We start from the raw sequence: 10793 nt of genomic DNA on the forward strand, positions 1-10793 counted from the left end.
CCAGGGGACCACCAAAGTCCTGTTCGCCATGCCGGTTTTCGGCAGTGATGCCCGCCAGCAAATCGTCCAGTTGATAGACCGGTGCAGCAGGCTCAATCACGATACGGCCGTTTTCAACACGGACTTCGACGGTCTGCTCGAGTGTCAGTTGCGCCGCTTCCATGATCGCAGTGGGCAGGCGGACCGCCGGGCTGTTACCCCATTTCTTGAGGATCTGAAGCGCCATGGCGACCTCCGTAGAAACAAATGTAGATACCTATGAAGTATAGGCAATCCCTACGCAAGTATCAACACCCGTATCTACATGCGGGATCGTCGCCCGTCATTCACCTGCGGCACAAGAGACGCCTCATCAAGCATGCTCAAGCCCCGCATCACCGGCTGGCGGAAGGACGCACTGGGTGACTATCCCGTGAGCTTGCAAGCGCCGCTTCGACATGTCCGACCAGATCGGCGCCTGTGAGCCCGAGCGGTCCGGACAGGGCCAAGACGGTCGCAATGGAGGGCAAGCGCTGACCTCGCTCCAGCATGGAGATGAATGTTCTGTCGAGATTGGCCTCGAAGGCCAGTGTTTCTTGCGACATGCCGCGCGCATTCCGCAGCGACCTCAGCACGTCACCGAACGTTTTCTCGAGCGTTCCTTTTGGAGGCGGTCCCATTGCAGGGAAGATGCTAGTTTTGTAGACTATGGTCTACGGACAACTGTCTACAAGAACAATATCGTCATGACCTGCCAGAGCCGACACGCACGGCCCTCGAAACTCTCAAAAATGATCGCGGCAATCAATGTGGCGGCGCTGCTCAGCGCATGCGCCCACACAACCCCGAATCCCGTGCAGACATCGCAGGTTGGCGATGAAAACATGAGCTGCCGTTCCATCGAGAACGAAATGCAGGATATGGAAACCGAACGCGCGGACAGCGATGCGCGAGGCACCGGCCAGGTCGCGAAGAATGTCGGACTCGGAATCGCTGGTGCCTTCTTATTGGTTCCATGGTTCTTCATGGACACGGGTAATGCCCACTCAGTCGAGGCCAAGGCGGCACAAGCAAGATACAAGCGGCTACATGCGCTTTACCAGGATAAGGGGTGCATGCCCACAGAAAAGCCCGTGGAGAAAACTCCTTCGAGCGAATTGCATGAACCAAAAGAATAATCTGACAGAATAAATTAGCCAGATAGATCACAGAACAGAACTGCGAAGACCATAATGAACTTTATTCAAAAAATCATCCTCGGACACCACCTAACCAAGATGACTAATATCTTTGAGGCTGTTGTCCGCACAAAGATCGGTGCCTTTGCAGGGGCTGGCGGTGGGTTTGACTCGCTACCACCACATCAAATGACGCTGTATCTTAGCGAGCTTAAATCTCGTTCCGAAAAATTGCGCCGCTTCCCTAAACACGTGATCACTCAAGAATTACTGAAGAGCGCGCGCATCTCAGTTCAGCTAAACCGGTCCACCCGAATGGAAGCCCAACAGAAGCTCTTGGATCTGCTGATTGGTGAAGGCATTGCGATGGATCTCAAAACCTTCCAACAATCATTCTCAAATTAGCATCTCGTGTGAAGCACCTGCCACCCACCTTCCTCGGCAGGCGGCGTCCTGTGGCCGCACCGGGCGCTGTTGGAGTCCGCTGGCCAGAAGCCAGCCAGCGGGGAGGCAAGTGAGCCACTGTTCGAGCGGGACGCTTGCGGTCAGTCCGGGGGACTGACCGCCCCGCGAGTTTGGCGAACGCCCCGATGGCGGGCTGGCGGCCGGGCAGTTCCGGCGCAGCCGGAACCGGACGACCTGCGTCCGGGGCGGCCACAGGACGACGCCGAGGTCTCACAAAAGAACACCGACGGCCGACACCCCAGACCGAAACGCGGCCAGAGACCCCGCCCCCCCACATCAGCAATGAAAAAAGCCGGGACACAACGCCCGGCCTTTTCATCATCGACAGAAAGACTTACTTCAACTGCCCGTGGCAGTGCTTGTACTTCTTCCCGCTGCCGCACGGGCAGGGATCGTTGCGCCCCACGCGTGGGATCGCGCCGGCCGGCGTCGCCGCCTTCTGGCCAGTGGCGGGCGTCTCGTCCAGGCCCAGGTCCTCGCCGCGCAAGGCCGCGTCGTAGTCCGCGTGGTGGTAGCGCACGTTTTCCACCGGGGACGCCGGTTCCTCGACCTCCACCTGTTCGCGCGACTGGATGCGCACCGTCATCAGCACCCGGATCGTTTCGTTGCGGATACGGTCCAGCATGTCCGAGAACAGCGTGAACGCCTCGCGCTTGTAGGCCTGCTTCGGATCCACCTGCGCATAGCCGCGCAGATGGATGCCCTGGCGCAGATGGTCCAGCGACGCCAGGTGGGCGCGCCAGTTCGTGTCCAGCGACTGCAGCAGCACCGAACGCTCGAACGGTCGCCAGCCAGCTTCCGTCACCAAGGCAACCTTTTCGTCATACAACCGCCGGGCCTCGGCCAACACCCGTTCCAGCAGGTCATCGTCCGTCAGGTTCGGTTCCTTTTCCAGCATTTCGGCCAGCGGCAGCGCGATCGTCCAGTCGGATTCCAGGGACGACTGCAGGCCCGGGATGTCCCACTGTTCTTCCATGGTTTCTTCAGGGACGAAACGACGGAACACGGCAGTGATTTCCGCATCGCGCAGATTGGCGATCGTATCGGCTACCGATTCTGCTTCCAGGACCTCGTTGCGCTGGGCATAGAGCACCTTGCGCTGGTCATTGGCCACATCGTCGTATTCCAGCAACTGCTTGCGGATGTCAAAGTTGCGACCCTCGACCTTGCGCTGTGCGGATTCGATCGAACGCGACACCATGCGCGCCTCGATCGGCTCGCCTTCCGGCAGGCGCAGGCGTTCCATGATGGCGCGCACCCGATCGCCGGCGAAAATCCGCATCAGCGAATCGTCCAGCGACAGATAGAAACGCGACGAGCCCGGATCACCCTGGCGGCCGGCGCGACCGCGCAACTGATTGTCGATGCGCCGCGATTCGTGGCGTTCGGTGCCAATGATGCGCAGACCGCCTGCCTTCTTGACGGCTTCGTTGGCCGGCGCCCATTCGGCACGGATGGCCGCGATGCGGGCTTCCTTATCCTCGGGCGACAGGTCCGGATTGGCGCGCACCAGGTCGATCTGCTTGTCCACGCTGCCGCCCAGCACGATGTCCGTGCCCCGGCCCGCCATGTTGGTGGCAATCGTGATGTGACCGGGCTTACCGGCCTCGGCGACGATTTCGGCCTCGCGGGCATGCTGCTTGGCGTTCAGGACCTCGTGCGGCAGGCCTTCTTTTTTCAGCGCGTTGGACAGCAATTCGGAATTTTCGATGCTGGTCGTGCCCACCAGCACCGGCTGGCCGCGCTTGTGGCAATCGATGATGTCGGCCAGGATCGCCCGGTATTTTTCTGCGTCGGTCTTGAACACCTGGTCGTTCTGGTCCTGACGCGCCATCGGCCGGTTGGTCGGGATGATGACCGTTTCCAGGCCATAGATTTCCTGGAACTCGTAGGCTTCGGTATCGGCCGTCCCCGTCATGCCCGACAGCTTGTCGTACATACGGAAATAATTCTGGAACGTGATCGAAGCCAGCGTCTGGTTCTCGTTCTGGATGCGCACGCCTTCCTTGGCCTCGACCGCCTGATGCAGGCCGTCGGACCAGCGGCGGCCCGCCATCAGGCGGCCCGTGAACTCGTCGACGATGACGACCTCGCCATCCTGGACGACATACTGCTGATCCCGGTGGAACAGATTGTGCGCCCGCAAAGCCACCAGCAGGTGATGCATCAACGAAATATGCCGCGGATCGTACAGTGATTCGCCTTCGGGCAGGATGCCCTGGCGCGCCATGATTTCCTCGGCCTTGACCTGGCCGGCTTCCGACAGGTGCACCTGCTGGGCTTTTTCGTCGACCCAGAAATCGCCCTCGGGCTCGGGTTCGTGGGGCTTGGGCTCTTCGGCCATGCGCGTCAGCAGGGGCGGCACCGCATTCATGCGGATGTAGAGCTCGGTGTTGTCCTCGGCCTGGCCGGAAATGATCAACGGCGTGCGCGCCTCGTCGATCAGGATCGAATCCACCTCGTCGACGATGGCGTAAGCCAGCCCACGCTGACGGCGGTCTTCCGGGCGGAATTCCATGTTGTCGCGCAGGTAGTCGAAGCCGTATTCGTTGTTCGTGCCATAGGTGATGTCGGCCCGGTAGGCGGCGCGTTTTTCCTCGTTGTCCTGCTGCGGCACCACGACACCGACCGTCATGCCCAGGAAACCGTAGAGCCGGCCCATCCATTCGGCATCCCGGCGGGCCAGGTAATCGTTGACCGTCACCACATGGACGCCACGGCCATCCAGTGCGTTCAGGTAGACCGCCAGCGTCGCCATCAAGGTCTTGCCCTCGCCGGTGCGCATTTCGGCGATCTTGCCGTTGTGCAGGGCAATCGCGCCCAGCATCTGGACATCGAAATGACGCATGCCAAACACGCGCCGGCTGGCCTCGCGCACGACGGCAAAGGCCTCGGGCAACAAGGAATTCAGGGACTTGCCGTCCGCGATCCGCTGCCGGAATTCATCGGTCTTGGCCTTCAGCTCGTCGTCGGACAGGGCCTGCATGGAAGGTTCGAGCGCATTGATCTGCGCAACCTGCTTGCGGTACTGCTTCAGCAGCCGGTCATTGCGGCTGCCGATGATTTTTTTGAGCAGAGAAACCATAGTGTGTTGTCGCTGCGGGCCCGAACAAAGATCGGGCACCGGAAAATTGTGAAGCGCGGCCGCCCCATGGCAACCGCAGGCAAACACTGCAGTTTAACGCAGCACAGAAGTGCCCGCTGAATGTCCGGCTTGCCCGGATGGCCCCAGGGCCAGGCGTGTGCGGGTCCCTTCCTGGATGAACAGAGACGGATCCAGGGGATAGTCCGCCATCCGCACCTCGAAATGCAGATGCGCCCCTGTGGACCGGCCCGTGCTGCCCACCCGGGCAATCAACTGGCCCTGGCGGACGATGTCCCCCGTCTTGACCAGCAGGCTGGACGCATGGGCATAGCGAGTCCGCAAGCCGTTGCCATGGTCGATTTCCACCATGCGTCCATAACCATGCCAGGATCCCGCCCGGGTCACCAGCCCACCAGAGGCCGCCCGGATGGGCGCGCCGCGCGGCGCAACGAAATCCAGGCCTTCGTGCATGGTGTAGCGGCCACTGACCGGATTGCGGCGCCAGCCAAACGACGAACTGAGCGCCGGATAGTCGACTGGCGACAGAGTCGGCAGGCTGGCCTGGAAACCCGCCTGGCGAGACAGTGCCGCATCCACCAGGGCATAGGCGTCTTCCTGGGTTTCCAGGCGGCGACCCAGCGCATCGATGTGCCGGCCCAGCAATTCCGCCGAACCGATCGCGGGTGCCGACAGCGATTGCGCGGGAATGTCATCCATCACCGATACGTCATCCGCCAGGGCACCACTGCTGGCCGGCCCGCTGGCAACCACAGAGGAATCCGTCACAAGTTCCGGGGCCGTATAGTCCAGGCCAGCGGCCTGGGCGACGCGCGCGCGCACCGATTCCATAGCCAGCACGCGCCCCTGCAATTCACCCAATTTGCCTGCCAGGCCTGCGATACTGCCCTGTAACGCCGCCGAATCCTGCCGCAATCGGGTATCGATCGCCTCGCGCTGGCCCGGTCCCAGGGCCGGTGCGCGCCAGGCCTGCCACTGGGCCCCGCCCCAAGCCGCCAGCGCCAGGGCGCACAGTCCCCCCAGCCCCCGCAGGAGCCGCGCGTTAGAATGCAGCCAAAGCGCCGCGCGAGCAGCGCGTTTCGATTTCGTCACTCAAAAACTCCTCATGTCCATGGCGACACCGCCCCGGCGGGACCGATCGTCCGGCACACCAGCCCACGAATGGCTGGGCCGTTCCCCCCAAGGGGCGCATATGATGCGCACAGCGCACGAACTGCTGGCCGTCCAGGCGGTGCTGGCCGGCACGCTGCCGCCTTCTCTGGCGCGCCAGGTCCGGGTCGCCCGGATCGATGGACCACGAATCGTCGTGATGGTTCCCGGCCCCGCGCACGCTGCCCGGCTGCGCCAGACGACCGAAGCCGCTGCCCGCAGGATCCGGGATGCAGGCTGGCCTGTCGAACACATTGTCGTCCGGATCGACGCCGCCATGGGTCGAGTCTGGACAAAAAAACCCCAACGGATGGTTCAACCCCTGGGGGAGACGGCCCTGCAGTCCTTCGAGGGTCTGCAACGCCAGGTCGCGCCAGGCCCGCTGGCGGATGCCATCGGCCGATTGCTGCGCCACCATCGCTCGTGAAACAGCATCTCGCCCGGCAATGGCAGGGCCGGTTCAGGCGAATTGCCAGTCACGCGTGAAGGCAGCCGGGGCGACATCGTGCGATTCGTAGCTGATCAATTCCCAGCAATCCTGCCGGGCCAGCAAGGCACGCACCAGCTGATTGTTCAGGCCGTGGCCCGATTTGCAGGCCACATACCGCGCCACCAGCGGTTTGCCAGCCAGATACAGGTCCCCGATGGCATCGAGGATCTTGTGTTTCACGAATTCGTCGTCATAGCGCAAGCCATCTGCATTCAGGACACGGTATTCGTCCATGACGATGGCATTGTCCAGGCTGCCGCCACGCGCCAGGCCCATGGAACGCAGCGCCTCGACCTCGCTGGCGAAGCCGAAGGTGCGCGCCCGAGCGACCGTCTTGACGTAGGAATCCCGGGCGAAATCGATTTCGGCGACGTTGGCCGTGGAATCGATGGCCGGATGGCGGAAATCGATCGAAAAAGACAAGGCAAAGCCATCATAGGGTTCCAGCCGCGCCCATTTGGCCGCCGGGCCATCGCCTTCGCGGACCTCGACGGGCTTGAGCACCCGCAGAAAGCGTTTCGGCGCGGCCTGTTCGACCAGACCGGCGCTGCGCAGCAGATAGACGAAGGTCCCCGCGCTGCCGTCCATGATGGGGACTTCTTCGGCATCGAGATCGACATGCAGATTGTCCACCCCAAGGCCGGCCAGGGCCGACATCAGGTGCTCGACGGTAGACACGCGCACAGATCCCTGCTGCAGCACGGAAGCCATGCGGGTATCGCCCACCGCATCGGCGCGCGCGGGCAGATCGACGATTTCCGGCAGGTCAACGCGGTGGAACACGATGCCGGTATTGGGTTCGGCCGGACGCAAGGTGATTTCCACACGGCGGCCGGAATGCAGTCCAACCCCAGTGGTGGACACGGACTGTTTGATGGTGCGCTGCAAGAGCATGGGATTTTTCGCGACGTAGGGACGGCCCTGTGAGGCATAGCCCACATTGCCCGATCCCCCGATTGTAATCAATATTCGGGTTTTCCACGATCCTTGTCTGCGATGCACCCGGCGCCTGCGCCAGGACATTTTCCGGCTCCCGGATACGCAAAGCGAAGGCGCGTCCTCCCCCAGGGGCAGGGGAAGACGCGCCAGGCGCCGCGAACTGCGGTACGACAGCCGCGATGTGAGGTTGTGCGCGAAGCGGGCCGGGTCAGTCGGCCTGCTTGCGCAGGAAGGCCGGAATGTCGAAATGATCCATGCCGGCCGTCTCCAGTGCCCGGACCTGGGCCGAGGCGTGGCTGCGCGGATCACGCATCACCGACGGCATATCCGTCCCGGAAAAATCGTGACCCGCCCGGATTGGCATGTTGTCCGTGCCAGTACGCTGGAGTTCAGCGTTGTTCGATACCAGTTGCGGTTTGGCCGCCACGGCGCCCAGGCCGGTGGCCACCACCGTGACGCGCAGGTTCTCGCCCATGGATTCGTCGTAGGCCGTGCCGAAAATCACGGTGGCGTCAGCCGAAGCATAGCTGCCGATCGTATCCATGATCTCGCGGGTTTCGCGCATCTTCAGCGAACGGCTGGCCGTGATGTTGACCAGAACGCCACGCGCACCGTGCAGGTCCACGCCTTCGAGCAGCGGGCAGGCGATCGCCTGCTCGGCGGCGATGCGGGCGCGATCAGCGCCAGCGGCCACGGCCGTGCCCATCATGGCCTGGCCCTGCTCGCCCATGATGGTCTTCACGTCCTCGAAGTCGACGTTGACATTGCCTTCGACATTGATGATCTCGGCAATCCCGGCGCAGGCATTGTGCAGCACGTCGTCTGCCGCGCGGAAGCAGTCTTCCTGGGACGCATCTTCGTCCATCAGTTCGTACAGGTTCTCATTGAGCACCACAACCAGCGAATGCACGTGACGCGACAGTTCGCGGATGCCTTCCTCGGCCATGCGCATGCGTTTGCTGCCCTCGAACACGAACGGCTTGGTCACCACTCCCACCGTCAGGATGCCCAGTTCCTTGGCGACCTCGGCCACCACAGGACCGGCCCCTGTCCCGGTTCCGCCGCCCATGCCAGCGGTGATGAAGACCATGTGGGCGCCATTGAGCGCCGCGCGGATCTCCTCGCGCGCCGTCTCGGCGGCAGCGCGGCCCTGTTCGGGCTTGGCTCCCGCGCCCAGGCCAGTGCGGCCCAGGCGGATCTGGACCGGCGCCTCGCTGGTCGCCAAGGCCTGGGCATCCGTGTTGGCGCAGATGAAATCCACACCCTGCACGCCCGAACGAATCATATGGGACACGGCATTGCCGCCTGCCCCGCCTACACCGACGACCTTGATCACGGTGCCGCTTCTGCTGGTATCCAGCATTTCGAAATTCATCATGATTGATTCCCTCACATACGGAAAACGAACAACTTCCCCTGAAAAGCCCATTCCCAGGGCGGCCTTGTCGCCGCCTCAGTTCATGAACCACTCCTTCATGCGCGCCAGAATGGATTTGACCGTTCCCTTCTGTTGCGCCACCTTGCGACCGCGAGCCCGCTGCATGCGCGCCTCGGTCAACAAGCCCATCACCGTCGAGAAACGCGGATTGCGCATCACGTCGGCCAGACTTCCTTCGTACATGGGCACGGCGACACGGACCGGCTTGAGGAACACATCCTCGGCCAGTTCCACCATGCCCGGCATGAGCGCCGTCCCGCCGGTCAGCACGACCCCGGACGACAACAGTTCTTCGTAGCCGGATTCGCGCACCACCTGCTGCACGAAACCGAACAGTTCCTCCATGCGCGGTTCGATGACGGCACCCAGGGCCTGGCGCTTGACGCTGCGATTGGGGCGATCCCCCAGGCCCGGCACTTCGATCATTTCCTCGGCATCCACAAGCGCCTGCTTGGCAATTCCATGGCGCAGCTTGATTTCCTCGGCATCCGGTGTCGGCGTGCGCAACATGGCGGCAATGTCGCTGGTCACCTGATCGCCTGCGATCGGGATCACCGATGTATGGCGGATTGCACCGCCGGTGTAGATGGCGATGTCAGTGGTCCCGCCACCGATATCGACCAGCACCACGCCCAGTTCCCTTTCGTCGGCCGTCAGGCACGACAGGCTGGAGGCCAGCGGTTGCAGGATCAGATCCTGGACTTCCAGGCCGCACCGCCGCACGCACTTGACGATGTTCTGGGCCGCGCTGACCGCGCCCGTGACGATGTGCACGCGCACCTCCAGACGCATGCCGCTCATGCCGATGGGTTCGCGGATGTCCTCTTGCGCATCAACGATGAATTCCTGTGTCAGCACGTGCAGGACCTGCTGATCGGTCGGGATGTTGACCGCCTTGGCCGTCTCGATCACACGCGCCACATCGGTGGCGGTGACCTCCTTGTCCTTGACCGCCACCATGCCGCTGGAATTGAAGCTGGTGATATGGTTGCCGGCGATTCCGGTATAGACCTCGCGAATCTTGCAGTCGGCCATCAATTCGGCTTCTTCCAGTGCGCGCTGGATCGAATTCACGGTGGACTCGATATTGACCACCACTCCCTTGCGCATGCCTTCGGATTCATGCTGCCCCAGGCCCAATACATCGAACCCACCGTCCGGCAGGATTTCGGCAACAACGGCAACCACCTTGCTGGTGCCGATATCGAGTGCAACGATCAGGTCTTTGATGTCACGGGTCATGGTCTGGTCGATCGGGATGGGGCTGAAATTTCAGGGGACAACGTGATGGCGAAGCCATTCGGATAACGCAGGTCGGCGCTGGCGATCATGCGGCCGCCCAGCCGCCGGGTCAGTTCGGGCCAGGCCTGGACGAAACGCTCGATGCGGGCGGCAAACGGCAAGGCGCCGGAACGGCCATGGGGATCCGCGACATCGGCGGCCGGATCCCGGCCCAGCGTCAGGCGCACGTCATCGGACAACGTGACCTCCCAGGCATAGCGTGGGGTCAGGGTGGCCTCGCGCACGTTCAGGCCCAGCGGCGCAAACCAGCGGGCGATCTCGGCATAGCGTTGCACCACCAGCCGTTCGGAATTCACCGGGCCATTCAGTTGAGGCAAATTCAGGCCATCGGGCAGTTCACCCTGATTGGCCGTGAAGGCCTCGCCCCAGGTATTGATCATCTGGTTCTCGTTCCAGTAGGCCAACGGCTGCTGCTCCTCGATGCGCACCTGCAAGGTCGCCGGCCATACACGCCGGACGATGGCATGCCGCACCCAGGGCGCCGCCTCGATGCGGCGCCGGGCGGCATCGAGATCCATCAGAAAGAAATTCCCCTTCACCTGACCGGCCAGCGCAGTCTGCAGGCTCAGCGGTGTGACGTACTGCAAGGTCGAGCCGGCCACCGGAGCCAGTTCGATCCGGGCAATCGAGAAATAGGGCCGCCGGATGGTCCAGACCACAGCGCCGACCACGATCGACAACACCGCCAGCAGCGCCAGCAGGTTGGCAATCAGATTGGTCAGTCGAGCTTCGGCGAACACGTCCGGATCC

At 62.7% G+C, this 10793-nt stretch carries 11 protein-coding genes; 3 read left to right on the forward strand and 8 right to left on the reverse strand.

Features of this window, described 5'->3' with window-relative positions:
- Both RBR29_RS02965 and RBR29_RS02970 read right to left on the reverse strand, forming a co-directional pair.
- Positions 1-226, reverse strand: a 226-nt coding sequence (locus RBR29_RS02965) for an AbrB/MazE/SpoVT family DNA-binding domain-containing protein (RefSeq protein WP_320347088.1), incomplete at its 3' end; no start/stop codon positions are given.
- A gap of 148 nt (positions 227-374) precedes the next feature.
- Positions 375-659, reverse strand: coding sequence for a helix-turn-helix transcriptional regulator (locus RBR29_RS02970; protein WP_320347091.1), 285 nt, complete (start codon positions 657-659; stop codon positions 375-377).
- 111 nt (positions 660-770) lie between these two features.
- On the opposite strand from RBR29_RS02970, the gene RBR29_RS02975 reads away from it, so the two are divergent.
- Positions 771-1157, forward strand: coding sequence for a hypothetical protein (locus RBR29_RS02975; RefSeq protein ID WP_320347093.1), 387 nt, complete (start codon positions 771-773; stop codon positions 1155-1157).
- A 54-nt stretch (positions 1158-1211) separates the two neighbouring features.
- Complete coding sequence (locus RBR29_RS02980) at positions 1212-1562, forward strand: hypothetical protein (protein ID WP_320347095.1); 351 nt, start codon at positions 1212-1214, stop codon at positions 1560-1562.
- Positions 1563-1956: 394 nt separating this feature from the next.
- On the opposite strand, the gene secA is transcribed toward RBR29_RS02980, so the two are convergent.
- Together secA and RBR29_RS02990 are read right to left on the reverse strand one after the other, a co-directional pair.
- Complete coding sequence (gene secA, locus RBR29_RS02985; RefSeq protein ID WP_320347097.1) at positions 1957-4707, reverse strand: preprotein translocase subunit SecA; 2751 nt, start codon at positions 4705-4707, stop codon at positions 1957-1959.
- 93 nt (positions 4708-4800) lie between these two features.
- Positions 4801-5817, reverse strand: a complete 1017-nt coding sequence (locus RBR29_RS02990; protein ID WP_320347099.1) for a M23 family metallopeptidase — start codon at positions 5815-5817, stop codon at positions 4801-4803.
- Between the two features lie 19 nt (positions 5818-5836).
- Here RBR29_RS02990 and RBR29_RS02995 point away from each other — a divergent pair, with 19 nt between their 5' ends.
- Positions 5837-6301 carry a DciA family protein gene (locus tag RBR29_RS02995; protein WP_320347139.1) on the forward strand — a complete coding sequence of 155 codons (465 nt, stop codon included), beginning with the start codon at positions 5837-5839 and terminating at the stop codon, positions 6299-6301.
- A gap of 33 nt (positions 6302-6334) precedes the next feature.
- Here RBR29_RS02995 and lpxC read toward each other — a convergent pair whose 3' ends face one another.
- From lpxC to RBR29_RS03015, 4 genes are all read right to left on the reverse strand, one after another.
- Positions 6335-7258, reverse strand: coding sequence for a UDP-3-O-acyl-N-acetylglucosamine deacetylase (lpxC, locus tag RBR29_RS03000; protein ID WP_320347101.1), 924 nt, complete (start codon positions 7256-7258; stop codon positions 6335-6337).
- Positions 7259-7511: 253 nt separating this feature from the next.
- Positions 7512-8681: a cell division protein FtsZ gene (gene ftsZ / locus RBR29_RS03005; protein ID WP_320347103.1), complete on the reverse strand. Its 1170-nt coding sequence runs from the start codon at positions 8679-8681 to the stop codon at positions 7512-7514.
- Positions 8682-8756: 75 nt separating this feature from the next.
- Positions 8757-9983 (reverse strand): cell division protein FtsA, encoded by a 1227-nt coding sequence (gene ftsA / locus RBR29_RS03010; RefSeq protein ID WP_320347105.1) that lies wholly within the window; start codon positions 9981-9983, stop codon positions 8757-8759.
- Positions 9980-10783: a cell division protein FtsQ/DivIB gene (locus tag RBR29_RS03015; protein ID WP_320347107.1), complete on the reverse strand. Its 804-nt coding sequence runs from the start codon at positions 10781-10783 to the stop codon at positions 9980-9982. The genes ftsA and RBR29_RS03015 overlap by 4 nt, the downstream gene beginning before the upstream one ends.
- Positions 10784-10793 lie beyond the last annotated feature (10 nt).

The organism is Castellaniella sp. (assembly GCF_034007085.1).
In the GTDB taxonomy this organism is placed as follows: domain Bacteria; phylum Pseudomonadota; class Gammaproteobacteria; order Burkholderiales; family Burkholderiaceae_B; genus Castellaniella.

Excerpts from the sequence above, each read along its gene's own strand:
- RBR29_RS02970 (WP_320347091.1), bottom strand. The coding sequence starts at position 659 with ATGGGACCGCCTCCAAAAGGAACGCTCGAGAAAACGTTCGGTGACGTG.
- RBR29_RS02975 (WP_320347093.1), top strand. The coding sequence starts at position 771 with ATGATCGCGGCAATCAATGTGGCGGCGCTGCTCAGCGCATGCGCCCAC.
- RBR29_RS02980 (WP_320347095.1), top strand. The coding sequence starts at position 1,212 with ATGAACTTTATTCAAAAAATCATCCTCGGACACCACCTAACCAAGATG.
- secA (WP_320347097.1), bottom strand. The coding sequence starts at position 4,707 with ATGGTTTCTCTGCTCAAAAAAATCATCGGCAGCCGCAATGACCGGCTG.
- RBR29_RS02995 (WP_320347139.1), top strand. The coding sequence starts at position 5,837 with ATGGCGACACCGCCCCGGCGGGACCGATCGTCCGGCACACCAGCCCAC.
- lpxC (WP_320347101.1), bottom strand. The coding sequence starts at position 7,258 with ATGCTCTTGCAGCGCACCATCAAACAGTCCGTGTCCACCACTGGGGTT.
- ftsZ (WP_320347103.1), bottom strand. The coding sequence starts at position 8,681 with ATGATGAATTTCGAAATGCTGGATACCAGCAGAAGCGGCACCGTGATC.
- ftsA (WP_320347105.1), bottom strand. The coding sequence starts at position 9,983 with ATGACCCGTGACATCAAAGACCTGATCGTTGCACTCGATATCGGCACC.